Annotated in this window: 25 protein-coding genes and 3 tRNA genes; 11 read left to right on the top strand and 17 right to left on the bottom strand. The window is 65.7% G+C overall.

The window, feature by feature from the left end; all coding sequences use genetic code 11:
- Window positions 1-86 precede the first annotated feature (86 nt).
- From K678_RS10520 to hemC, 4 genes are read right to left on the bottom strand one after another with little or no spacing between them, the layout of a single operon-like run.
- On the bottom strand, window positions 87-1,277 hold the full coding sequence (locus K678_RS10520; RefSeq protein ID WP_021132429.1) for a heme biosynthesis protein HemY: 1,191 nt from the start codon (window positions 1,275-1,277) through the stop codon (window positions 87-89).
- Entirely contained in the window at window positions 1,274-2,335 is a 1,062-nt protein-coding gene (locus K678_RS10515) for a COG4223 family protein (RefSeq protein ID WP_021132428.1), read from the bottom strand. The genes K678_RS10520 and K678_RS10515 overlap by 4 nt, the downstream gene beginning before the upstream one ends.
- Window positions 2,332-3,054 (bottom strand): uroporphyrinogen-III synthase, encoded by a 723-nt coding sequence (locus K678_RS10510; protein ID WP_021132427.1) that lies wholly within the window; start codon window positions 3,052-3,054, stop codon window positions 2,332-2,334. Before K678_RS10510 ends, K678_RS10515 begins: the two co-directional genes overlap by 4 nt.
- Before the next feature lie 6 nt (window positions 3,055-3,060).
- Window positions 3,061-4,029, bottom strand: a complete 969-nt coding sequence (hemC, locus tag K678_RS10505) for a hydroxymethylbilane synthase (RefSeq protein WP_021132426.1) — start codon at window positions 4,027-4,029, stop codon at window positions 3,061-3,063.
- A 51-nt stretch (window positions 4,030-4,080) separates the two neighbouring features.
- On the opposite strand from hemC, the gene tsaD reads away from it, so the two are divergent.
- Both tsaD and greB read left to right on the top strand, forming a co-directional pair.
- Entirely contained in the window at window positions 4,081-5,136 is a 1,056-nt protein-coding gene (gene tsaD / locus K678_RS10500) for a tRNA (adenosine(37)-N6)-threonylcarbamoyltransferase complex transferase subunit TsaD (RefSeq protein WP_021132425.1), read from the top strand.
- A 224-nt stretch (window positions 5,137-5,360) separates the two neighbouring features.
- Window positions 5,361-5,948, top strand: a complete 588-nt coding sequence (gene greB / locus K678_RS10495) for a transcription elongation factor GreB (RefSeq protein WP_021132424.1) — start codon at window positions 5,361-5,363, stop codon at window positions 5,946-5,948.
- Here the strand turns inward: greB and K678_RS10490 are convergent.
- On the bottom strand, window positions 5,903-6,598 hold the full coding sequence (locus K678_RS10490; RefSeq protein ID WP_021132423.1) for a pyrimidine 5'-nucleotidase: 696 nt from the start codon (window positions 6,596-6,598) through the stop codon (window positions 5,903-5,905). The two genes, greB and K678_RS10490, sit on opposite strands and share 46 nt — an antisense overlap.
- 122 nt (window positions 6,599-6,720) lie before the next feature.
- On the opposite strand from K678_RS10490, the gene K678_RS10485 reads away from it, so the two are divergent.
- Window positions 6,721-6,796 (top strand) — tRNA-Ala (locus K678_RS10485).
- Between the two features lie 110 nt (window positions 6,797-6,906).
- On the opposite strand, the gene K678_RS10480 is transcribed toward K678_RS10485, so the two are convergent.
- The 3 genes from K678_RS10480 to tsaE are packed head-to-tail and all read right to left on the bottom strand — an operon-like array spanning window position 6,907 to window position 9,115.
- Entirely contained in the window at window positions 6,907-7,647 is a 741-nt protein-coding gene (locus K678_RS10480; protein ID WP_021132422.1) for a nucleotidyltransferase family protein, read from the bottom strand.
- Window positions 7,644-8,651, bottom strand: coding sequence for an aminoglycoside phosphotransferase family protein (locus K678_RS10475; RefSeq protein ID WP_021132421.1), 1,008 nt, complete (start codon window positions 8,649-8,651; stop codon window positions 7,644-7,646). The genes K678_RS10480 and K678_RS10475 overlap by 4 nt, the downstream gene beginning before the upstream one ends.
- Window positions 8,648-9,115 carry a tRNA (adenosine(37)-N6)-threonylcarbamoyltransferase complex ATPase subunit type 1 TsaE gene (gene tsaE / locus K678_RS10470; protein ID WP_021132420.1) on the bottom strand — a complete coding sequence of 156 codons (468 nt, stop codon included), beginning with the start codon at window positions 9,113-9,115 and terminating at the stop codon, window positions 8,648-8,650. Before tsaE ends, K678_RS10475 begins: the two co-directional genes overlap by 4 nt.
- 123 nt (window positions 9,116-9,238) lie before the next feature.
- Between tsaE and K678_RS10465 the strand changes: the two genes are divergently transcribed.
- Window positions 9,239-9,589: a flagellar biosynthesis regulator FlaF gene (locus tag K678_RS10465; protein WP_021132419.1), complete on the top strand. Its 351-nt coding sequence runs from the start codon at window positions 9,239-9,241 to the stop codon at window positions 9,587-9,589.
- 15 nt (window positions 9,590-9,604) lie between these two features.
- Here K678_RS10465 and K678_RS10460 read toward each other — a convergent pair whose 3' ends face one another.
- The 5 genes from K678_RS10460 to K678_RS10440 all read right to left on the bottom strand — a co-directional run bounded on the left by K678_RS10460 (window position 9,605) and on the right by K678_RS10440 (window position 14,837).
- Window positions 9,605-9,970 (bottom strand): response regulator, encoded by a 366-nt coding sequence (locus K678_RS10460; protein WP_021132418.1) that lies wholly within the window; start codon window positions 9,968-9,970, stop codon window positions 9,605-9,607.
- Window positions 9,971-10,106: 136 nt separating this feature from the next.
- The gene (locus K678_RS10455) at window positions 10,107-10,556 is read right to left on the bottom strand and encodes a YcgN family cysteine cluster protein (protein ID WP_021132417.1); all 450 of its coding nucleotides are present in this window, start codon (window positions 10,554-10,556) and stop codon (window positions 10,107-10,109) included.
- Window positions 10,553-11,416, bottom strand: coding sequence for a 4-(cytidine 5'-diphospho)-2-C-methyl-D-erythritol kinase (locus K678_RS10450; protein WP_021132416.1), 864 nt, complete (start codon window positions 11,414-11,416; stop codon window positions 10,553-10,555). The genes K678_RS10455 and K678_RS10450 overlap by 4 nt, the downstream gene beginning before the upstream one ends.
- A gap of 5 nt (window positions 11,417-11,421) precedes the next feature.
- Entirely contained in the window at window positions 11,422-13,155 is a 1,734-nt protein-coding gene (locus K678_RS10445; RefSeq protein ID WP_021132415.1) for a tetratricopeptide repeat protein, read from the bottom strand.
- Between the two features lie 71 nt (window positions 13,156-13,226).
- Entirely contained in the window at window positions 13,227-14,837 is a 1,611-nt protein-coding gene (locus K678_RS10440) for an electron transfer flavoprotein-ubiquinone oxidoreductase (protein WP_021132414.1), read from the bottom strand.
- Between the two features lie 191 nt (window positions 14,838-15,028).
- Here K678_RS10440 and K678_RS10435 point away from each other — a divergent pair, with 191 nt between their 5' ends.
- The gene (locus K678_RS10435) at window positions 15,029-15,979 is read left to right on the top strand and encodes a UDP-glucuronic acid decarboxylase family protein (protein ID WP_021132413.1); all 951 of its coding nucleotides are present in this window, start codon (window positions 15,029-15,031) and stop codon (window positions 15,977-15,979) included.
- Between the two features lie 235 nt (window positions 15,980-16,214).
- On the opposite strand, the gene K678_RS10430 is transcribed toward K678_RS10435, so the two are convergent.
- The 3 genes from K678_RS10430 to purQ all read right to left on the bottom strand — a co-directional run bounded on the left by K678_RS10430 (window position 16,215) and on the right by purQ (window position 19,415).
- Window positions 16,215-16,460 carry a BolA family protein gene (locus K678_RS10430; protein WP_021132412.1) on the bottom strand — a complete coding sequence of 82 codons (246 nt, stop codon included), beginning with the start codon at window positions 16,458-16,460 and terminating at the stop codon, window positions 16,215-16,217.
- Between the two features lie 70 nt (window positions 16,461-16,530).
- Window positions 16,531-18,729, bottom strand: coding sequence for a phosphoribosylformylglycinamidine synthase subunit PurL (purL, locus tag K678_RS10425; RefSeq protein WP_021132411.1), 2,199 nt, complete (start codon window positions 18,727-18,729; stop codon window positions 16,531-16,533).
- Window positions 18,726-19,415 carry a phosphoribosylformylglycinamidine synthase subunit PurQ gene (gene purQ, locus K678_RS10420; RefSeq protein WP_021132410.1) on the bottom strand — a complete coding sequence of 230 codons (690 nt, stop codon included), beginning with the start codon at window positions 19,413-19,415 and terminating at the stop codon, window positions 18,726-18,728. The genes purL and purQ overlap by 4 nt, the downstream gene beginning before the upstream one ends.
- Before the next feature lie 394 nt (window positions 19,416-19,809).
- Between purQ and K678_RS10415 the strand changes: the two genes are divergently transcribed.
- Genes K678_RS10415 through K678_RS10405 form a run of 3 tightly spaced genes read left to right on the top strand, consistent with a single transcriptional unit; the run spans window position 19,810 to window position 22,029 of the window.
- Entirely contained in the window at window positions 19,810-20,370 is a 561-nt protein-coding gene (locus K678_RS10415; RefSeq protein WP_231376246.1) for a DUF192 domain-containing protein, read from the top strand.
- Between the two features lie 46 nt (window positions 20,371-20,416).
- Window positions 20,417-21,370, top strand: coding sequence for a transglycosylase SLT domain-containing protein (locus K678_RS17730; RefSeq protein WP_021132408.1), 954 nt, complete (start codon window positions 20,417-20,419; stop codon window positions 21,368-21,370).
- Window positions 21,371-21,384: 14 nt separating this feature from the next.
- Window positions 21,385-22,029 (top strand): Vat family streptogramin A O-acetyltransferase, encoded by a 645-nt coding sequence (locus K678_RS10405; protein ID WP_021132407.1) that lies wholly within the window; start codon window positions 21,385-21,387, stop codon window positions 22,027-22,029.
- A 30-nt stretch (window positions 22,030-22,059) separates the two neighbouring features.
- Here the strand turns inward: K678_RS10405 and rlmB are convergent, their stop codons facing one another.
- Window positions 22,060-22,869, bottom strand: coding sequence for a 23S rRNA (guanosine(2251)-2'-O)-methyltransferase RlmB (gene rlmB, locus K678_RS10400; protein ID WP_021132406.1), 810 nt, complete (start codon window positions 22,867-22,869; stop codon window positions 22,060-22,062).
- Window positions 22,870-22,984: 115 nt separating this feature from the next.
- Between rlmB and K678_RS10395 the strand changes: the two genes are divergently transcribed.
- The 3 genes from K678_RS10395 to K678_RS18220 all read left to right on the top strand — a co-directional run.
- Window positions 22,985-23,070 (top strand) — tRNA-Tyr (locus tag K678_RS10395).
- A gap of 80 nt (window positions 23,071-23,150) precedes the next feature.
- Window positions 23,151-23,224 (top strand) — tRNA-Gly (locus K678_RS10390).
- A gap of 76 nt (window positions 23,225-23,300) precedes the next feature.
- Window positions 23,301-23,461 (top strand): GTP-binding protein (locus tag K678_RS18220; protein ID WP_021132405.1); only part of this gene is annotated, 161 nt, incomplete at its 3' end.

Raw genomic sequence — 23,461 nt, 5'->3', positions numbered from 1 at the left:
GCGCAAAACACAGGCGGAGAGCAGAGACTCTCATCATCGGAGACTCCGAAAAACGCTCCCGCCGGGTCACGTCGGACGGTGCGCGGTCACACCGGATCGGGAGCGAGGGCACCAGCCTTCGCCAGCCAAGCCAGGGCCGCCTTTTCGTCCTTGTTTTCCTCACGCTCCAGCCGGGCCAGCAGGGTCAGCACGCGGTGACTGGGCCGTTCTTCCAGAGCCTGGGTCAGACGGGTGCGGGCTTGACCCCACAGCTTGGCATCCAGCGCCGCTTCGGCAAGGGCAAGCTGACCTTCGGAGGAGGATTGATTGACTTCGACCAGACGCTGGACCCGTTTGACCCGCTCCAGCGGGGTGTCGTTGGGACCAAACGCGATCCAGGCGGCGACCAGGGCCGGATGCGGCGCAATCCGGAACGCGGCCTGAACCATCTGGCTCGCCTTACGTTCCTTGCCACGCCGCCGCAGGATTTCGACGGCGAGAACCACGGCGGGGATGAAGGACGGATCGGCCTTGCGCGCCGCCAAAGCGAGATCGAGCGCCTCGACCCGGTTGCCGCGATCTTCGGCGGCCTGGGCCCGGGCATAGAGAATCTGCGCCCGCCGCCGCGCCAGTTCCTCGGTCGGCATGGTGCGATAGCGCCGCGCCACGCTGAGGGTGATTTCGGCTTCGGCCCACAGACCGGCTTCGGCCTGAAGATCGAACAGGGTCGCCGCCAAGCCTTCGGCCGAGGGCTGCAACGCCAGAGCCCGCGCTGCATAATCGCGGGCATGGTCGCGTTCGCCCCGGCGGAGCGCCAGATCGGTCAGCCCCTTGAGGCCCAGAAACGCGGTTTCCGGCCGGGTCAGCATCGTTTCGAAGCGGGCCCGCAGCTCGCTTTCGTCGCCGCCCATCCGCGCCGCCTGAACGCTGAGGAGGCCGGTCAGCGACGGGTCCTTCAACAGCTTCTCGGCCTGATGGGCCAGCCGGGCCACCCGACGGGTGTCGCCGGTGGCGACCGCCGCCAGTCCTTCGGACAAGGCGCGATAGCCCTTTAGCGTCCGCTTGGTCTGGCGCGCCCCGGACAACCGACCGGGGGCCCCGACGACAGAGCGGGCCATCCGGCCCAGGCCGACGGCGAAGCTGGCCACGAACAACAGGCCCAGCAGCAGGATCGGGGCCTTGGTGTCGATGCGCCAGCCCTGCCAGCGGATGGTGATTTCATCGGGCTGATCGGCCAGCCAGACGGCCGCCATCACCAGCAGAGCGGTGAAGAGGAGAAACCCGACCAGCCGTCTCATGGCCGCACCCCGGCAAGGGCTAGGCTATGGGCGGTCAGTTCCGACAAGGCCTTGTCGGCGGCCAGCCGGGCCTTGGCCTGCCCGGCCCACGGGGCGGCGGCTTCGGCCGGTCCATAGACCAAGAGGTCGATTTCGGCGACGGCCCCGGAGAGATCGCCGCTGTTCAGGTCGGATTCGGCGCGGGCGACGATCGCGGTGGCGTCGTTACCGGCGACCAGCCCGGCTTCGCGCCGGATCGACACCAGCGACAGCACCCGGTCGGCGGCGCGGCGGCTCCAGCCCTGTTCGGCGGGCAACAATTCGGCGCGGACGATTTCCGGAGCCAGATGCTCCAAACGGCCGAGCAGGGCGAACCGGGTCGGGATGCCGGCGGCGGCGAAGGGACGGATCGTCTCCAGCGCGGTCAGCACCTCGGCATCGTCGGCGGCGAGCACCTTGACGGTGCGCAATTCGGCATCGAAGGGCAGGCCGCGATCGACCGTTTCGCGCAATTGCCCGACGGCCAGCAGCAGACCCGAGGCCGAGGCCTGCTTGGTCTTCATGTCGCGAACGGCGGCGTCGGTCTGATCGAGCCGGTCATAAAGGCGCAGCAGGGTCGCGGCATCGGCGGCGGTCTTGTGCAGCGTCTCGACCTGCTTGGACAGCGCATCGACCTCGGCGGGGAGGCGGGCGACCGCCGGACCGTCAACCGCGTTCTTGCGCAAGGTCTCGATCTGCCGGGCCAGCGATTCGATATCGGCGGTCAACTGGGCGGGGACCTGAGACTGGGTTTCGACGGCGGCGACTTTCTGTTCCAGCGCGCTCACCTGCCCCAGGCTGGCTTCGAGGCGGTTCAGACGGTTGGCCAAGGCGGTCTGAGCGGCGCGGACGGCAGCCAGCTCCCCGTCCTGGGCCGGGAAACCCGCCATTTCGCGCCAGAGCGGAAAGCTCGCCCAGCCGCCAACCGCCAACAGCAGCACCAGCAGCAGCGCGATCACCTTGCCCGCGCCGGACGAGCGCCGGGTCTCGGTCGGCGCTGCCGTCCGGTCACTGGGCTCTGCGGAGGACTCTTGCGTCATGAAGGGCGTCCATTCTCGTCGACGGCCGCCAACAGGGCAGCCAGGGTGGGTTCGGCCGCCTTGTGCAAGGCGGCCCAGGGCAATTCTCTTAATTTGGCCGTGACATTCCCCGACAGGCCATAGGCTTGAATGCGGGCAAGCTTTTCCCCCAGCCCCGCATCGTTAATCAGGGTAGCAAAAGTGGCGGCAGTGCGGGGAGAGAAAAACAGCGCGAGATCAATCTCGCCTGCGTGCAACGCTCGGCATAGCTCGGGTGAGAGGGTGGTGGCGGTTACGGCGCGGTACAGCACTTCGCGGCGGACGTCATAGCCGCGCGCGTTGAGGACGCCGCATAAATCGCCCGCGACGGTCTCGCCCGCCGCGTGCAGCAGTGGGCCTTTGGTGGGATCGACGCGGTCGAGGACCAGATTGGTCAGGCTGCCGACATCGCCACCGGCATATTCAATCGAAACGAACCCCAGATCGCGGGCGACCCGTGCCGAGCCGTCGCCGACCGCCCAGACCGGAAGGGTCCGGTCGGGCAGCAGACGAGCCAAGGCGCGCGCTCCGTTGGCGCTGGTGACCAGCAGGCCCTGGAGCCCGGTCGTATCGACCGTGGCTCCAGGAACCGGCTCGATCGTCAGCAACGGCTCGGTCATCACGGCAAAACCGCGATCGGTCAACGCGCGGGAGACCGGTTCCGCATCTTCTTTCGGACGTGTGACCAGAGCCTGGAGCATGGCCGACTAGCTGGTCATGAAGTCAAAGAAGCCAGGCCCGGCGGCCTTGAACAATTCCTCGGCGGCATCGATCGCCATCGCCACGCCGTCGGCACGGGTGCCGGTGCGCGAGGTCGAATGGACGGTCTTGCCGTCGGGGCTGACGATCAGGCCACGGAAGAACATCTGATCGCCGTCCAGCGTCGCCAGAGCCGCGATCGGAGTGCGGCACGAGCCGTCCAACTTGGTCAGGAACGCCCGCTCGGCCGCGACGCGGTCGAAGGAATCCTTACAGTTGAGCGGTTCGAGATAGCGCAGAGCCTCTTCGTCATCGGCGCGGCAGGTGATGCCGATCGCGCCCTGGGCCACCGCCGGCAGCATGTCCTCGGTCTCGATCGAGCCGGTGATGTGCTTCTCCAGCCCCAGCCGACGCATGCCGGCCATCGCCAGCAGGGTGGCATCGACCACGCCTTCTTCAAGCTTGCGCATCCGGGTCTGGACGTTGCCGCGGAAGTTGACCACTTTCAGGTCGGGGCGGCGGTTGAGGATCTGAGCGCCGCGGCGCAGCGAGGACGAGCCGATCACCGAACCGGCGGGCAGATCGGCAATGGATTTGGCCTTCAGGCAGATGAACGCGTCGCGCACGTCTTCGCGCGGCAGGATGCAGGGCAGGATGATGCCGTCGGGCAGATAGGTCGGCACGTCCTTCATGGAGTGAACGGCAATACGGATGCGACCGTCGAGCATCGCTTCGTCGAGCTCGCGGGTGAACAACCCCTTGCCGCCGATTTCCGACAATGGCCGGTCCAGGACCATGTCACCGGTCGTCTTGATGACCTCGATCTCGACCGGATCCACCCCTCCCACCGGAGGCTGGGCCAGGTCCGGCCACGCGGCGGCCAACCGCTCGCGGGTCTCGTAGGTCTGCGCCAGCGCCAGCGGCGAACCGCGGGTGCCAATTCTGATGGTCGGTTGGGTGTTGGGTTTTGCTGTCATGGTCCCATTGTTGTAGTAAGTCGTGCTGCGCTCTGCAAAGGGATTTACGTCTTGCTGGTTCTGGGAATCGAGACAAGTTGCGATGAGACCGCCGCCGCCCTGGTGACGGACAGCCGAACCGTGCTGGCCGAACGGGTTTTGTCGCAGCTCGACGACCACCGCCCCTATGGGGGCGTGGTGCCGGAAATCGCCGCCCGCGCTCATCTTCACCATGTCGATCGCTTGATTGCCGAGACGATGGCCGAAGCCGGATGCGCTTTTTCCGACCTTGACGCGGTTGCCGCCACCGGCGGCCCCGGTCTGATCGGGGGGGTGATCGTCGGCGTGATGACCGGCAAGGCGATTGCCCTGGCGGCTGACAAGCCTTTTTTGGCGATCAATCATCTGGAGGGCCATGCGTTGACTGCACGGCTGACCAGCGGACTCGACTTCCCGTATCTGCTGCTGCTGGTGTCGGGCGGGCATTGCCAGTTGCTTGCGGTCGAAGGGGTCGGGCGCTATTGCCGCCTCGGCACCACCATCGACGACGCGGCGGGCGAGGCGTTCGATAAAGTGGCGAAGATGGCCGGACTCGGCTATCCCGGCGGTCCGGCACTGGAACGGGCGGCGGCGGGGGGCGATCCCACCCGTTTTGCCCTGCCGCGTCCGATGAAGGGCCGTCCCGATTGCAATTTCAGCTTCTCGGGCCTCAAGAATGCGGTTCGTTTGCTGATCGAAAGCCTGCCCCAGCCGCTGTCGGCCCAGGATGCCGCCGATGTCAGCGCCGGTTTCCAGGCGGCGGTGGCCGAAGCGATCGCCGACCGTGTCACCCGCGCCGCCGCTCAATTCCGCGCCCGCTGGCCCGAGGGGCGGCATCTGGTGGTGTCGGGCGGAGTCGCCGCCAATACCCTGCTGCGTCAGACCCTGGCCCGTGTCGGCGAGGAATCCGGGCTGGAATTGCTGGCGCCGCCGCTGCGGCTGTGCACCGACAATGCGGCGATGATCGCCTGGGCCGGGATCGAACGCTTCCGCCTTGGGCTGATCGACGATCTTGATTTCGCGCCGCGGCCGCGCTGGCCGCTTGACCCCACCGCCCCGGCGGCAGTCGGAGCCGGGGTCAAGGCCTGACCGAAACCAGCGCCCGGCGATTTGAGGGACATGATACGGAGCGTCAGCGACGGACGCGTTGAGCGCCCGCGCCTCATGGCGCGAGAGCCCAGCGTCCGGAGGACGCGCCCGGCGATTGAGGGACATGATACGGAGCGTCAGCGACGGACGCGTTGAGCGCCCGCGCCTCATGGCGCGAGAGCCCAGCGAGTGGAACGAGCGCCCGGCGATTGAGGGACATGATAATGAGCAAAGCCTTTACCCGCGAAGACAGCGGCGGCGATGACGACGATCAGGACGAGGCCCCGGCCGGTCTTCCGGCGGGGACGAAGAATTACATGCGGCCGCAGAGCTATGCGGCACTGAAGGCCGAGCGCGACCATCTGCTGCGGACAGAGCGGCCGCGCGTGGTCGAAATCGTGTCCTGGGCGGCGGGCAATGGCGATCGTTCGGAAAACGGCGATTATCTGTATGGAAAGAAGCGTCTGCGCGAGATCGACCGCCGCATTCGCTTTCTGACCCGGCGGATCGAGAGCGGGGTGGTGGTCGATCCGGCGCTTCAAACCCGGCATGACCGGGTCTATTTCGGCGCGACCGTCACCTATGCCAATTCGCGCGACCAGGAAATCACCGTAACCCTGGTGGGCGTCGATGAGGCCGACATGGACAAGGGGCTGATCAGCTGGGTGTCGCCGGTCGCCCGCGCCCTGCACAAAGCGAGCGTGGGCGATCTGGTCCAACTGCGCACTCCGGGCGGGATCGAGACCCTGGAGGTGATCGAGATCGTCTACACCGACGCTTCGAGCCAGGACACCAAATCGTCGGTGACGTAATCGACGTGCGACAGGTCGGACACGTCCTGGGGCGGAATCGGGCCGTCGGGATGGTCGTCTTCGCGAATCCACAGGGTCCGCATCCCCAGCACGGCGGCGGGGCGCAGATTGCGATGGATGTCCTCGACCATCAGCGCGCCTTTGGGATCGACGCCAAAGCGTTCGATCAGGCGCAGATAGCCATGCGGCTGCGGCTTGGGAATGAAATTGGCGGCGCGGATGTCGAACACCGCCTCGAACCGATGCGCGATGCCCAGCCGCTCCAGCACCGCCTCGGCATGGCGTTCCGAGCCGTTGGTAAAGATCAGCTTGCGCCCCGGTAGCCGTTCCAGCACCGCCGCCAGTCGAAGGTCGGGCACCAGCACCGAATGGTCGATATCGTGGACGTAAGAGAGGAACCGGTCGGGATCGACACCGTTAACCTGCATCAGGCCCGACAGGGTGGTGCCGTATTCGCGGTAATAGCGCTTTTGCAGCGTGTAGGCGTCTTGATCGTCCAGATCCAGCAGTTCGGCGATGAACCGCCGCATCCTCTGGTCGATCTGGGGAAACAGGCTCGACGAGGCCGGGTACAGGGTATTGTCGAGATCGAACACCCAGGTCTGGACGGAGCCGAGCGGCGGAGCGAGGGGGGATGGTGCGGAAGACATCGTTCACAGGTACTCCGCGCTGCCCCCGCATGGCAAGTCCGGCCTGATCGGCCTCGCTGCGAAAAGATTAAAGTCGGCCATTGACAGCGCCGCGGGCTTTGATTAATTTCCGGCTTCCTTGAGGGGCCGTAGCTCAGTTGGGAGAGCGCCTCGTTCGCAACGAGGAGGTCAGCGGTTCGATCCCGCTCGGCTCCACCAAGATTTTTCAAAGGCTTAGCCAGTTATCCGGCTAGGCCTTTTTGCTTTTGGGCCGTCGCGTTCCGGCGCGGGAAGCCAGCCGATCCCTCAATCCCCCGTCTTCCTTTGCCTCAGCGCGTGTCCGATGCCGCGCCGGAGGTCGTTTGGACGTCGCGCAGCCGCGCCTCGACGGCGGGGAGGGCCTCGGGGGTGCCGACATGGAACCAGCCGCCGTCATGGACGATTGCGGCCAGCCGTCCCCGCGCCAGGGCGCGGTCGTAGAGGACGTTGAGCGAAAAGCGGCCCGACGGCGCGCCCTCGAACAGACGGGGGTGGAGACTCTGCACCCCGGTGAACAGGTAGGGGGCGCGGGTCGCGTCGCCCCGGCGGCGGGGCCGCCCGTCAGGCTCGAGGAAGAAATCGCCCGGCCCGTCATGGCCGACCGCCGTCGCGGTGGGGTGGAGCAGCAACAGCGCGTCCATCCGGGAATCGTCCCAGGCGGCGCGCAGCCGTTCCAGCGCCGGAACCGCGCCCTCGGTCCATAAAATGTCGGCATTGACGACGAAGAACGCCGCGTCGCCGAGATGGGGAAGGGCATGGGTGACGCCGCCCCCGGTTTCCAGCAACTCATCCTCGGGCGACAGCACGATCTCGGGCCGTCCGGCGAGGTGGTCGCGGATTTTCTCGCCCAGCCAGTGGCAATTGACGACGATCTGGCTGACCCCGGCGGCATCGAGGGCATCCAGGGCGCGGTCGAGCATCGTCCGCCCCGCCACTGGGACCAGCGGTTTCGGAATGGTCAGGGTGATCGGCCGCATCCGCAGCCCCAGCCCGGCGGCCAGCACCATCGCGTGGGAGAACGGCGCGGTCATGGCGTCGGCACGGTGCGGCGGTCGGCCGGGATCGTCCGCTCGAGCCACGCCGCCAACTCCGACAAAGCGGGATGGGCCAGGGTGGCGGTCATCAGCCGCCAGAGTCGAGGAATGTGGCCGAGATAAAGCGGCTTGCCGTCGCGCCGGGCCAGCCGGGTGAAGATGCCGATCACCTTGGCGTGGCGTTGCGCCGCCATCACCGCCCACGAGGCTTCGAAGCTGACCCGGTCCAGCCCGCCGACCCGCGCCAGCCAGCGCTGTTTCATCCGCTCGATCAACAGCGGGTCGATGTCGCGGCGGGCATCCTCCAGCAGCGACATCAGGTCATAGGTCGCGGGACCGGCAACCGCGTCCTGGAAATCGAGCAGGCCGCATCCGGCCAGACCGGGCCGGTTCAGCCGCATCAGATTGTCGACGTGGAAATCGCGCAGAACCAGGGTTTCCGGTGCCAGCCGGGCGAGCGGGAACAACCGGCGCCAGATCGCCAGATATTCCTCGCGCTGGGGGGCGGGGAGGGGAGAGCCGGTTACCGCCGGATAATACCAGTCGGTCAGCAACGCCGCTTCGGTCAACAGGCGCTCGTCGTCATAGCGGGGCAGGCCGGGCGGAATCGCATCGGGCCGGGCGGTGATCTCGGCCAGAACGTCGGTGGCCAGGGCATAGAGCGCGGTTTCGTCTTCGCCAGCGGCAAGACAGCGGGTGTAGGTGCGGTCGCCCAGATCCTCGAGCAGCAGCAGGCCGTTGACCTCGTCCACCCCGAGCAGGCGGGGGGCCGACAGACCCAGGCTCTCGATATGCCGGGCCAGGGCGACGAAGGGACGGACATCTTCCTGGGGCGGCGGCGCGTCCATCAGCACCGCCGTTTCACTTCCGCGCCGCAGCCGGTCGTAATGGCGGAAGCTGGCATCGCCCGCCAGGGTGCCGCGCTCGGCCTCGCCCCAGCCGTGGCGGGCGAGAAAGGCGCGGATCAGGGACTCGCGGGGGGTGATGGTGTCGGCGGTCACAGGCAAAGCTCTCCGATACGGTCGGCCCAGGAGCCGGTGGCGGTCAGGTGGGCGCGACGGCTTCCCTCGTTTTCGGCTTCGTCCAGCCGGAGGTCGAGACGGGCGGCGGGCAGCAGCGGCCCCAGCCGATCCGGCCATTCGATCAGGCAGATGCCCTCGGCAAAGGCATCCTCGATATCCAGTTCAAAGGCGTGGTCTGGCCGGTCCAGCCGGTAGAGGTCGAAATGCCACAGCGGGCCCGAGGAACTATCATAGACCTGAACCAGGGTGAAGGTCGGACTGGGCACCTCTTCGTCGGGGCTGGTCAGCGCGCGGATGAAGGCGCGGGCCAGGGTGCTTTTTCCCGCCCCCAGGCCACCATGCAGCGCGATCACATCGCCCGGCCGCGCCAGCGCCGCCAGCCCCTGGCCCAGGCGGCGGGTTGCGTCTTCGTCGGGAAGGAAGAGGGGGGTAGATACGCTCACGGCTTCGCTCCAAGCCCGATCGTGACTTTGCACCGAAAGCGGACTATTATGACGAAAGGACAGGTTTGGATATAGGCGCCATGACCTGTCCGTTTAATCTCATCGCGCAACCGAGGTGCCGTCATGTCGGACGAACCCACTGTGTCCCTGCCCGAACTCGAGGCCCAGAGCTTGGCGGAGGCCGCTTTGCTGCTCGATCACGCCCGCGAAAAGCGCGATCCGGGGCAACTGGCGTCGGCTCTCGACAACAATCTTCACGTCTGGACCGCGATTCGCACGATTGCCGCTCATCCCGAAGCAACCTTGACCGAAACCGCGCGGGGCAATCTGCTCCGCCTGTCCGATTTCGTTGCCACCAGAACCTTAAGCAACGGGGTCACGATCCCGGACGAGACCCTGAACACCCTGATCAACGTTAATCTTCAGATTTCCGAAGGTCTGCTCGATGGGGCCAAGCGGGCCGCCGGACTCTGATCCGGCAGGGTCCTCTTAATCGAGAAAGCGGGCGACGGTCTGGAGAAAGTTCGCGACGGAAATCGGCTTGGCAATATAGCCCTCACAGCCGCCTTCGCGGATTTTCTCCTCATCCCCCTTCATCGCAAAGGCGGTGACCGCAATCACCGGGATCGAGCGTAACTCGGGGTCGTCCTTCAGAATCCGGGTGATTTCCAGCCCGGAAATCTCGGGCAACTGGATATCCATCAAAATCAGGTCGGGGCGGTTGGCGCGGGCGATATCGACCGCTTCGCGCCCGTCTTTGGTCTGGAGGGTTTTGTAACCGTTGGCCTGGAGAAGATCGTTGAACAACTTCATGTTCAATTCGTTGTCTTCAACGATCAAAACTGATTTGGCCATGCCGCTCCCCGAATGACTTGCGAAAGCTGCCCCGGGCGATGACCGCCCGAGAGGATGCGCGCCTCGACTGCCTGCGGCGATATCATCCCCATTTCGACGAAGCCTGTCAAACGATGGGATTAGACCGAAAGCGCGGTCAGGCGGGCCAGACAACAATATGATGATCAAGCGGCCCTGCCCGGCCCTCGGGCACGGCGCGGCCACGCACCGAAATCCCGGCGCGATGGACGCTGTTGGGATCGCCCGACACCAGCGGATGCCACCACGCCAACGGCTTTCCCTCGGCCAGCAGCCGGTAAGCACAGGTCGAGGGCAGCCAGACCAGGTCGCCAATCACCACCGCCGACAATTGGATGCAGTCGGGGACGTGTTGCCAGCGATTGGCATAATCGCGGCACCCGCATTTGCCGAGATCGAGCAATCGGCAGGCGACGTTGGTGTAATGGATTTCGCCGGTATCGGCATCTTCCAGCTTGTGCAGACAGCAGCGGCCGCAGCCGTCGCACAGGCTTTCCCATTCAGCGCGGCTGAGATCTTGCAGCGCCTTGGTTTCCCAGAAGGGGGCGTCGGGGGGAAGCTCGCTCATCCCAGCAACGGAGCCGGAGCAACCCACCAGCCGGGCTGGTGCGCGGACAGAGCGGCGGCGGCGGTGCGGGCGGCGGCCTCGTCGGCGAACAGGCCGAAACAGGTCGCACCCGATCCCGACATCCGCGCCAGCAGACAATCCGGCTGGGCGGCAATCGCCGCCAGCATCTCGCCGACCAGCGGCAACAGGGCGATCGCGGGGGCGGTCAGATCGTTGCGCCGGACCGTCAGAGCCTCGGCCAAAGCCTGGGCGTCGGCGGGGGCGTGGGTCAGCGGATCGGGAGTCGAGAAGGACGCGGTGCGGGCCTTGAACACCGACGGCGTTGACAGCGGCACCAGCGGGTTGACCAGCACCAGCCAGGACGGGGGCAAAGCGGGGGCGGGGGTCAGCACCTCGCCGACGCCTTCCATCCGGGTCGGCCGTCCGACCAGACAGACCGGGACATCGGCCCCGATCGACAGGGCCAGCGCCCGCATCTGCTCGGGCGGCAGGTCGATCTGCCACAGACGCGACAGCGCGTTTAGGGTCGCGGCGGCATCGGCGGACCCGCCGCCGATCCCGGCGGCGACCGGCAGACGCTTGGTCAGGTGGATTTCGGCGGCGAGCGGAACACCCGCCGCCTCGGCCAGCAGGCGGGCGGCCTTGATGACGATGTTTTCGCCCTCGGGCAGGCTGGCGGCGGTGGGGCCATCGACGATCAGGGTCAGGCCGTCGGCGGGCCGGGCGGTGATGGTGTCGCCGATTCCGGCAAACGCCACCAGCGAGTCGAGCAGGTGATAGCCGTCGGGGCGCTTTCCGGTCACGAGAAGGGTCAGATTGACCTTGGCCGGGGCCTCGACGGTAACAAAACGTTCGGTCATGCGGGTCACTTGGCGGTCAGGGGTGGAAGCTGGCCGGACGAGACCTTGGCTTTCAGCGCCTCGATCTGTTCCGGCTCGGGATTTAGGGTCAACGCCCGTTGCCACTGGAAGCGGGCTTCGTCGATACGGCCGCTGCGCCACAGGGCGTCGCCCAGATGTTCGTTGACGGTGGGGTCTTCGGGTTTCAGCTCGACGCCGCGTTCGAGATACTTGACCGCACCGGCGAAATCGCCCAGCCGGTACAGCGCCCAGCCCAGCGAATCGACGATGGCCCCGTCATTGGGGCGCAGCCGCACCGCCCGCTCCAGCAGCGAGCGGCCTTCTTCAAGATTGATGCCCTGATCGACCCAGCTATAGCCCAGATAATTCAGCACGTCGGGCTGTTCGGGCTTTAGCCGCAGCGCCTGGAGGAAATCGGCCTCGGCGCGGGGCCATTGCCCCGAACGTTCCAGCGCGATGCCGCGGGCGTAATAAAGCGGCCAAAGCTGGGGATTGGGCGCGGTTCCCTCGGGCGTGGCGCGGCGCAGGGCCAGATCATAAGCCTCGGCCGCTTCGGCAAAGCGTTTGTGGGTGCGATAGACATCGCCCAGCGTCATCGGGGCGTCATAGCCCTCTGGCCGCAGCTCGATCAGACGGCGCAGTTCGGCGATCGCGTCCTCGGTCCGGCCCGCTTCGTCGAAATTAACCGCCAGCCTCAGCTTGGCATAATCGGCCGCCGGAGAGGCGGGGTCGATCGCGTGATAGATCGGCTCGGCCTCGTCCAGCCGTCCCTGACGGCTCAGCACGTCGGCCAGCAGCAATTGGCATAACGGGAAGTTCGGCCGTATCCCCAGCGCCAGTCGGGCGAACACCAGGGCCAGATCGTTGGCCCCGCCCTGACGGGCCAGAGAGGCGGTGTCGAACAGCGATTCGGCCAACCCGTCTCCGGCACTGGTGACCGAGCGCGGAACGTTGCTTCCGGCCTTCAAGGCGCGCTCGCCGTCGAACAGCGAGCGGTCGGGCTGCCCGGCATGATAGCGGGTATACAGCGCCCGGGCCTCGTCGAGGCGGCCGCTGCGCTGGAAAAAGGCTCCGGCGGTTTCGACGGCGCGCAGACTGCTCTGTGCCTCCAGCGCGGCGCGGAGATGACGCTCGGCCTCGGCCGGACGCCCGGCCAGATCGGCGACCATCCCGGCGTGGAGTTCGAACACCGGGGCGAAGGCGGCGGCGGCTCCACTGGGCGCCAGCAGAGCCAGGGCGCCGTCGGGATCGTCCTGGCCTTCACGGCTCCAGGCCAGCATCAAGGGCGCGAGAAAGGCGTTCAACCCCTTGCGCGGCATCGTCTCGAACCGCTTTTGCGCGGCGGCAAAATCGCCCTTCGACGCGGCGCGGATGCCCAACAGCATCGTCGGCAGCGGCGCTTCCTCGTCGATCAGCAACAGCCGTTCAGCCAGCGGCGCGGCCTCGTCGAGCCGTCCCTCGGCGAGCAGCAGGGTAAAGGCGAGCTGCTGCAATTCGGTATTGTCGCGGTCGGCGGCGGCGGCGACCGACAGCAATTGAGCGGCGGCGCGGGTGTCGCCATGGGCATAGGCGAACCGCCCGGCCATATAGGCACCCAGGCCGCTGGGTTCGTGGGCCGTCGTACTGGTCGAAGACGGCACGGGACCCGTCGGTGTGTTGCAGGCCGTCAGGCTCGCTGCCGCCAACGCCGCCGCCAAGGCCAGGGCCGGCGGTGTTCTGTTGATGCACCGTTTCCGCATGGATGGCTTCCTAGGGGAGGGTGCCGCCGAACAGCGACGGCACCGATCCCTGCTGATGTCTGTCCCCAGCTTTACATGTTGGGGTAGTTGGGTCCACCGCCACCTTCGGGAACCGTCCAGGTGATGTTCTGGGTCGGATCCTTGATGTCGCAGGTCTTGCAATGCACGCAATTCTGCGCGTTGATCTGAAGGCGGGGTGGGGCGGAGTCGGTCGCGGCCACGATCTCATAGACCCCGGCCGGACAGTAACGCTGCTCGGGCGCATCATACAGCGGCAGATTGACCGAAACCGGAATGGCGGGATCGGTCAGCTTCAGATGCGACGGCTGGTTCTCCTCGTGATTGGTGTTCGAGATGAACACGCTGGACAGCTTGTCGAAGCTGACGATGCCGTCCGGCTTGGGATAGGCGATCGCCGGATAATCGGCGGCCTTGCCGAGCGCGAGATGATCGGCCCGGTGCTTCAGCGTCCACGGCGCGCGGCCGCGCAGAATTTCATAATCGAAGGCGGAATAGGCCAGACCACCCCACAGACCCCAGTGGAAGCTGGGGCGGACGTTGCGGGCGCGGTACAACTCGTCCCACAGCCAGCTTTGCCGCAGGGCGGCGGGATAATCGCTGAGATCGCCCGAGGGAGCCGCGCCGCTGCCCAATGCCTTGGCCACCGCCTCGGCCGCGACCATCGCCGATTTCATCGCGGTATGGGTGCCCTTGACCTTGGGGACGTTGAGGAAACCGGCGGTATCGCCGATCAGCGCGCCGCCGGGGAAGGTCAGCTTGGGGATCGATTGCAATCCGCCCTCGGACAAAGCGCGGGCACCATAGGAAATCCGCCGTCCGCCTTCGAAGGTCGGGCGGATCGCCGGATGGGTCTTGAACCGCTGGAACTCGTCGAACGGCGACAGATGCGGGTTGGCGTAATCCAGCCCGACAACGAAGCCGACCGCGACCTGATTGTCTTCGAGATGGTAGAGGAAGGCTCCGCCATAGGTCTTGGCATCCATCGGCCAGCCGACCGAGTGAACGATCTTGCCGGGATGGTGCTGGGCGGGATCGATTTCCCACAATTCCTTGATGCCGATGCCATAGGTCTGGACATCGCACTCGCGGCGCAGATCGAACCGTTCGAACAAGGTCTTGGTCAGGCTGCCGCGGCAGCCCTCGGCGAACAGGGTCTGGCGGGCCAGCAATTCAACGCCGGGGGTGAAGTTGGGGCCGGGCTCGCCATCCTTGCCGACCCCCATGTCGCCGGTGGCAACGCCCCGGACCGCGCCGGATTCGTCGTACAACACCTCGGCGGCGGCAAAGCCCGCGAAAATCTCGACCCCCAGCGCCTCGGCCTGGGTCGCCAGCCAGCGGGCGAAATTGCCGAGCGAGATGATGTAATTGCCGTGATTGTTCATCGTCGGCGGCGTCGGCAGCCGGATCGCCCGGCTTTCGGTCAGATAATAGAATGAATCGTCGCTGGCGGGAGTGTGCAGCGGTGCGCCGCGCTCTCGCCAGTCGGGGAACAGCTCGGCCAGGGTGCGCGGTTCCAGCACGGCACCGGACAGGATGTGCGCGCCGATCTCCGATCCTTTTTCCAGGACGCAGACGGTGAGATCGGGATCGATCTGCTTCAACCGGATCGCCGCGGTCAGACCCGCCGGGCCTCCGCCGACGATCACGACATCGAATTCCATGGATTCACGTTCGCTCAAAGCATCCCACTCCGCGGCGGAACCGCGTGCCGAAGAAAGCGGTTCCCGATCAGGCCAGAGTGTTTCTATAGCACACCGTCCGCAACTCTTTCGATCCCCTCTCGTGGATGCGCCTTGTCATCGTCCTTCGCGTCCCTTAGAAAACGGAGTTCCGGACGAAAGGGCACAAAGTGATGAAATATGGTCGCAAGCGGGTTCTGGTTACCGGCGGCGCGGGCTTTCTGGGGTCACATCTGTGCGAGCGTCTGCTCGACGAAGGCTGCGACGTCCTGTGCGCCGACAATCTGTTCACCGGGACCAAGGACAACATCGCTCATCTGCTCGGCAATCCGTATTTCGAGCTGATGCGCCATGACGTCACCTTCCCGCTCTATGTCGAAGTGGACGAGATTTACAATCTCGCCTGTCCGGCCTCGCCGGTGCATTACCAGCGCGATCCGGTTCAGACCACCAAGACCAGCGTTCACGGCGCGATCAACATGCTGGGGCTGGCCAAGCGGGTCGGCGCGAAGATCTTCCAGGCTTCGACCTCCGAGGTCTATGGCGATCCCGAAGTTCACCCCCAGACCGAAAATTATCGCGGCAGCGTCAATCCGATCGGCCCGCGCGCCTGCTATGACGAAGGCAAGCGCTGCGCCGAAACCCTGTTCTTCGATTACTGGCGTCAGCACGGGTTGCGGATCAAGGTTGCTCGCATCTTCAACACCTATGGGCCGCGGATGCATCCCGACGATGGCCGGGTGGTGTCAAACTTCATCGTCCAGGCGCTGGAAGGCCGTCCGATCACCCTTTATGGCGACGGCAGCCAGACCCGCAGCTTCTGCTTCGTTGACGATCTGATCGAAGGCTTCCTGCGCCTGATGGCGACCGGCGACGATGTCACCGGCCCGATCAATATCGGCAATCCGCGCGAAATGACGGTGCGTGAACTGGCCGAGATGGTGGTGGAGATGGTCGGATCGAAATCCGGCGTCGTGTTCCAGCCGCTGCCCGCCGACGATCCGTTGCAGCGCCGCCCCGACATCACCCTGGCCAAGGAAACGCTGGGCTGGACGCCGAAGGTGACGCTGGAAGAAGGGCTGGAACGCACCATCGCCTATTTCCGCGCCCGGATGCAGGCCTAGGCGAGGGGCCAAACAGGCTTTTGCCCGACGCGATGCCCCCTCTCCCGGTGGGAGGGGGCAAAATCAGACTTTAACGATATTGCTTTGGCGGCCGTCGCCCCCGGGCTTGACCCGGGGGTCGATGGGGCAGGGCCGAAAAGTCATTGGAAACATTGGATTAGGCGGCGCCAAGGGGATGGCCGGGTCAAGCCCGGCCAAGACGGGTCGGGTGTTTTCCCTTAAACCCGGTCAAACTCTATGCCCCCTCTTCCTCGGGCGTCAGGGTCTTCAGCATCAAGGCGTGGAGATCGCCGCCCATCTTACCGCCCAGCGCGTCATAGACCGCCTGATGGCGGCGCACCCGCGACAGGCCGGTAAAGCTGGGCGAGACCACCAGCGCGGAATAATGATCGCCGTCGCCGCGCAAATCCTCAATCACCACCTTGGCATCAGGCAGGCCGGAGCGGATTAGCGCTTCGATTTCGGCTGCGGACATCGGCATGATGGGGTGTCCTTCGCGGAAAGCCAGACGGCAAAGGCGGGCCGAAGCCCGCCTTCACCCTCTGACCAGATTACTCGACGGTGCCGTTCATGTAGGCGGGCAGCCAGCCTTCGTGCACCTTGACCAGTTCCTCGATGGCGATGGCGCGGCCACCGACGCTGATGACATGGCCGCCGGTACGACCGATCACCCGGACGGCGGTGTCGTGCTCGACCGCTTCTTCCAGCACGGTGGGAAGATCGTCGTCGCGGACCTCAAGGACGTAACGGCCCTGATCCTCGCCAAAGCACCAGGCGTGCAGCGGCAGGGTGGACGGCGCATCGAGGGCAACACCGATCTGATCCTTCGAGGCCATCGCCATTTCGGCGACCGCGACCAGCAGGCCGCCGTCGGAAATGTCGTGGCTGGCCTGGACCAGACCGTCGCCGATCAACTGGCGGACCAGCTCACCGGCGCGGCGCTCGCGGTGCAGGGCGACCGGCGGCGGCGAGCCTTCCTCGCGGCCGCAGATTTCGCGCAGATACAGCGAAGCCCCCAGCCAGCCCTTGGTCTCGCCGATCAGGACGATCGCGTTGCCCGTGCCTTTGATGTCGATCGTGGCGCTGCGGCTGACATCGGCCAGCAGACCGACACCACCGATTGCCGGGGTGGGCAGGATCGCTTCGCCCTGGGTCTCGTTGTAAAGCGAGACGTTGCCCGACACGACCGGGAAGTCCAACTCGCGACAAGCCTGACCCATGCCCCGGATCGCCTCGACGATCTGGCCCATGATCTCGGGCTTTTCCGGATTGCCGAAATTCAGATTGTCGGTGACGGCGAGCGGCAGCGCGCCGACGGCGGACAGGTTGCGATAAGCCTCGGCCACCGCCTGACGGCCGCCCTCATAGGGGTCGGCGACGACATAGCGGGGGGTGACGTCGGTGGTGATCGCGACGCCCTTGCCGGTGGCGTGGACGCGGACCACGGCGGCATCTCCGCCCGGACGCTGGACGGTGTCGCCCATCACCATGTGGTCGTACTGTTCCCAGATCCAGCGCCGCGAGGCGAGGTCAGGGGTACCCAGCAGAGTCTTCAACGCTTCGACCGGGCAGACCGTTTCGATCTCGCGGGCATCGACCGGCTGACGCTTGGTCGGCTGAACCCAGGGGCGGTCATATTCCGGCGAAGCCAGCGCCAGCGGGTCGATCGGCAGATCGGCGACGATTTCGCCATGGCGCGACAGCACCATCCGCCCGGTGTCGGTCAGATGGCCGACGATGGCGAAATCGAGTTCCCACTTCTCGAACACGGCGCGGGCCAGATCCTCGCGGCCCGGCTTGATCACCATCAGCATCCGTTCCTGGGATTCCGACAGCATGATCTCGTAGGCGCTCATCCCCTCTTCGCGCATCGGCACGAGGTCGAGATTCATCTCGATCCCCAGCCCGCCCTTCGAGGCCATCTCGAACGAGGACGAGGTCAGACCGGCGGCGCCCATGTCCTGGATCGCGACGATCGCATCGGTCGCCATCAGTTCCAGACAGGCTTCGATCAGCAGCTTTTCGGTGAAGGGGTCGCCGACCTGGACGGTCGGACGCTTTTCCTCGGACTTCTCGTCGAACTCGGCCGAGGCCATCGTCGCGCCGTGGATGCCGTCACGCCCGGTCTTCGAGCCCACATAGACCACCGGATTACCGATCCCGGCGGCGGCGGAATAGAAAATCCGGTCCTTGTCGGCCAGACCGACGGTCATCGCGTTGACCAGGATGTTGCCGTTGTAGGAGGGGTGGAAATTAACCTCGCCCCCCACCGTCGGCACGCCGACGCAATTGCCATAGCCGCCGATGCCCGACACCACGCCCGCGACAAGATGACGGGTCTTGGGGTGAGCGGGATCGCCGAAGCGGAGCGCGTTGAGGTTGGCGATCGGCCGCGCGCCCATGGTGAAGACGTCGCGCAGGATGCCGCCGACCCCGGTCGCCGCGCCCTGATAGGGCTCGATGAAGCTGGGGTGGTTGTGGCTTTCCATCTTGAAGATGATCGCCTGATTGTCGCCGATGTCGATGACACCGGCATTCTCGCCCGGACCACGGATCACCCAGGGCGCCTTGGTCGGCAGGGTCTTCAGCCACTTCTTCGAGGATTTGTACGAGCAATGCTCGGACCACATCACCGAGAAGATACCGAGTTCGGTCAGATTGGGCTCGCGGCCCAGGATTTCGAGAACCTTGGCGTACTCATCAGGCTTCAGGCCATGCTGGGCGATGATGTCGGGGGTGATCGCGGTCAAGACAGGGCCTCCACCAGGGAATCGAACATCGTCTTGCCATCCGACCCGCCAAGCAGGTCTTCGGCCAGCCGCTCGGGATGCGGCATCAGGCCCAGCACGGTGCGGCCGGGATTGTAGATACCGGCAATGTTGCCGAGCGAGCCGTTGGGGTTGGCCGCCTCGGTCACCGCGCCATCGGCATCGCAATAGCGGAACGCGACCTGACCGTTGCCCTCGATCGCCTTGACCGTTTCGGCATCGGCAAAGAAATTGCCCTCGGCATGAGCGATCGGGAACCGCACCACCTGCCCGGCCTGATAGCCGCGGGTGAAGTCGGTCGCGTCGGTCTCGACCCGAAGGTGGACGTCGCGGCAGATGAAGCGCAGATCGCGGTTGCGCATCAGCACACCGGGGAGCAGACCGGCTTCGGTCAAAATCTGGAAGCCGTTGCAGATGCCCAGCACGCGGGTTCCCTTCTCGGCGCGGGCCTTGACCTCGCGCAGAACCGGCGAGTGGGCCGCCATCGCGCCACAGCGCAGATAGTCGCCATAGGAGAACCCGCCCGGCACGACGATCAGATCGAGGTCGGGCAGGTCGGTGTCGCGGTGCCATACCATCAGGGGGCGGTAGCCCAGGCTGGCTTCCAGCACCACGGCGACGTCGCGGTCGCAGTTGGAGCCGGGGAAAACGATGATCGCGGCTTTCAAGGGCAAGGCCTTCGCGCAAGTGAAGTCGAAGGAATGGTGTACCCCGGATGCGCCCCGGATTCCAGACGCTTCAAGCGGTGATCTGGTCGGGGGTGGGGTAACAGACAAAGGGGGTACCGACACAGGGACGGTACCCCCTTCGTCTGAGCCGGAAAAGATCGGCACCGCGCTTCGCGCCGCGCCACGTTCGTCAAGGGGGGTGGGGATGGCGGGGTTCCCCCAGGACGGTGTTTCCGACAGTTATGCCGGGGGTTTTATTATTCCATCGGCACAGCTATACCTAAATTAGCATGATTCTCAGGAATTAAAACAGAAAATGTATCTAAACGTGACATTTTGTATTTATAGCTTATTTGAAATAAATACTGATAAAATTTTATCGGAATCCACCGGCTTGCGTCGCCGGTTCGCTGTCGCCACGATGCTGGGCGGCACGGAGGCCAGCAATCGAAGGAGAATGGGGATGCGGGTCGGACGGATGGGGCTGGCGCTGGCGTTGCTGATCGGGCTGATGACGGGCGCGCCGTCTTGGGCCGCCCAGACGGTTGAGTTCGGCGCGTCGCGGGTCGATCTGGTCGCCGCACGGGATGGTCACCGCACCGCCCTGGCGGTCGAACTGGCGACGACACCGGCGCAATTGGAGCAGGGGCTGATGTTTCGCCACTCTCTCGCCCCGGATACCGGGATGCTGTTTGATTTCGGTCGGCCCCGGATGGTGGCGATGTGGATGAAGAACACCCTGATTCCGCTCGACATGTTGTTCCTCGATGCCGGGGGGCGGATCGTCCATATCGAGCAAAACGCCGAGCCCGGCTCACTCCAGCCGCGCGGCCCGGCCCAGATGGTGCTGGGCGTGCTGGAACTCCCGGCGGGCAGCGCTGCCCGCTTCGGGCTGCATCTTGGCGATCGGGTCGAACATCCCATCTTTCAGGGAGAGCCGGTGAAGTCTCGGTAACTAATTTCTGTTAGGATCGGGACGTCGCCAAACCGCGAGGTCGCCCATGCAGACTCCGACCGCCGACACGACTGCCAGCCAGATTGCCTCCGCGTCCGGGACGAGCCGGGTCGTCACCGGCATCCGCGAGGCCGCCAGCGCCACCGGGGTTTCGTTCGATTATCTGCTGGCCCAGGCCGCGCGGGAAAGCGGACTCGATCCCCAGGCCTGCAATACCCGCTCTTCGGCGGCGGGGCTGTTCCAGTTCACCAGTCAGACCTGGATGGACATGGTGCGCCGCCATGGGGCCAAGCATGGGCTGAGCGAACAGGCCGCCGCGATCACTCGGGGGCCGAACGGCCGCCTCGACATCGCCGACAAGACGATGAAGGCGGCGGTGCTCGAATTGCGTAAGGATCCTGAATTATCGGCGATGATGGCCGCCGAATATGCTCGCGACAATTCCAAGGTTCTGGAACGCAAGCTGGGGCGGCCCGCCACCGCGTCGGATCTCCATCTCGCCCATTTCCTGGGGGCGGGCGGGGCGGTCCGGGTGATCGAGGGGATGGCCAGCGCCCCCGACGATTCCGCCCACAGCCTGCTGCCCGAGGCGGCGCGGGCCAATCCCGAATTGTTCCGCGATCCCGGCAGCCGCGAGGCCCGCTCGGTCACCAGCCTCTATAATTCCGTGCAGGCGCGTTACAGCAGCGCCCACAAAGGTCGTGCCGATCTGGCGGCGCTGCGGCCTGAACCGCGTCCCGACCTTGCCGCCGAGCAGGCGGCGGCGCAATTGGCCGCGCAACAGGCGGCTCCGTCCGATCCGGCTCCAGCGACCGATCCGACCGCGACCCAGGCGATGGCATCGGTTCCGGCGGCGGTTTCCAATTCCGCCGCCGTGACGATCTCGCTGTCCGAGGGGGGAGGCTTCCGCGCCGCGATCCCGACCACGGCGACCTCTCGCGTCGAGGTCCGCAGCATGAAGGACATCGTTGACGCGATCCGCGCCGGTCAGGACGTTTAGGGAGAATCCGTTCGATGGCGATGGGTCCGGACCCGCGTAATCCCCATCCGATGGCGGGATTTCCTCAGGTGTGCTTCGTCCGCAACACCGTATCCAATCCCAATATCGAAATCGGCGAATACACGTATTACGACGACCCGGACGGGTCGGAAGAGTTCGAGCGGAATGTCCTCTATCACTTCCCGTTTATCGGCGACAAATTGGTGATCGGGAAGTTCTGTGCCCTGGCTCGTGGCGTCAAATTCATCATGAACGGCGCCAATCACAAGATGTCGGGATTTTCTACCTATCCGTTTTATATTTTCGGCAATGGTTGGGAAACGGTGGCGCCCGACCCGGCCGATCTGCCCTATAAGGGCGACACATTGGTCGGCAACGATGTCTGGATCGGCTACGACGTTTTGGTGATGCCGGGGGTTACGATCGGCAATGGTGCGATCATTTCGTCCCGTTCGGTGGTGACCGCCGACGTGCCCGCTTATGCGATCGTTGGGGGCAATCCGGCCCGGACGATCCGTAGCCGCTTCCCACCGGAAACGATTGAGCGACTGAACCGGCTGGCGTGGTGGGATTGGCCGATCGAGCGGATTACCCAGCATCTGCCCCTGATCGTGTCGGGCGATATCGAAGCCCTGTGCGCGGCGGCCCCGTCGCCCTAAGACGACTGCCGGACCGCCGCCGCATCGGGGTTACGCGTCGCGGGCCAGTTCGTAGAGGGCAACAGCGGCGGCGTTCGAGACGTTAAGGCTTTCCATCTCGCCGGTCATCGGCAGCCGGACCAGATGGTCGCAATGCTCGCGGGTCAGGCGGCGCAGGCCGTCGCCTTCGGCTCCCAACACCATCGCCACCCGTCCCGACAATCCGGCCTGAGCCAGGGTCTTGGGGGCGTCGGCGGCCAGACCGGCGATCCAGAATCCGCCATCCTTCAGCAAATCCAGGGCGCGGGCCAGATTGGTCACCCGTACCAGCGGCATCCGTTCCAGCGCGCCCGAGGCGGACTTGGCTAGGGCACCGGTTTCCTCGGGGGCATGGCGGTCGGGGACGATCACGGCCAACGCGCCGAACGCGGCGGCAGAGCGGAGAATCGCTCCGACATTGTGGGGGTCGGTGACTTGATCCAGCACGACGACGATCGCCCGTTCGGTCAGGGCTCCGGCGCGGACGACATCCTCGACGCCCCAGGCGGGCAGGGGCTCGACCAGCACCGCGACGCCCTGGTGCACCGCTCCGGCGGGAAGCAGGCGGTCGATTTCCGGGCGGGCCATCAGGTCGGGGGGCAGACGCGAGGGGGGCAGGGTGCGGGCCATTTCGGCGGTGGCGACGATCCGGCGGATCTTGCGCTCGGGATTGGCCAGCGCTGCCGTCACCGCGTGAGTGCCGTACAGCCAGACCGAAGCGCCGCCGCCCCGGTCGCCGCCATCGCGATGTCCCCCGCCGCGCGACGGCGACCGTCCCCGGCGAGAGGGGCGGGAATCGTCGCTGGAATGTGTGGGTTTCATGGGGTACCTCCAATGCCAGCGTTGTAGTGAGTCATTTTCGGATTGACAAGCGCTGGCAAATTCCCATAGTACAGCGCTCCCGTCGCCCCCGGCTTTCGCTGGTGGTAGAGGATGGGGAGGGGTGGCCGAGCGGTCAATGGCAGCAGACTGTAAATCTGCCGACGGAAGTCTACGAAGGTTCGAATCCTTCTCCCTCCACCAAACTCTTCTCGGATGTTCCCGGGGAGGCGGAGTACGCTTCTCGGGAAAGCGCCGGGTGGTGAGGTCGCGTGGACGGATTGGCGGGTGTAGCTCAATGGTAGAGCAACAGCCTTCCAAGCTGATGACGGGGGTTCGATTCCCCTCACCCGCTCCATCCGCGCTTACGGCGGCCCGACCGGGGTCCAGGTATTGAACCATGCGGCAGCCGCCGCGATCAGACGGGTTGAAAAATGGCTAAGGCGAAATTCGAGCGCAACAAGCCGCACTGCAACATCGGCACCATCGGTCACGTTGACCATGGCAAGACCTCGTTGACTGCGGCGATCACCAAGGTTCTGGCCGAGACCGGCGGAGCCACCTTCACGGCCTACGACCAGATCGACAAGGCTCC

Source organism: Magnetospirillum fulvum MGU-K5, assembly GCF_000442515.1.
In the GTDB taxonomy this organism is placed as follows: domain Bacteria; phylum Pseudomonadota; class Alphaproteobacteria; order Rhodospirillales; family Magnetospirillaceae; genus Phaeospirillum; species Phaeospirillum fulvum_B.
The sequence above is the reverse complement of the archived record's forward strand: the minus strand, read 5'-3'. Positions and strand labels throughout refer to the sequence as shown.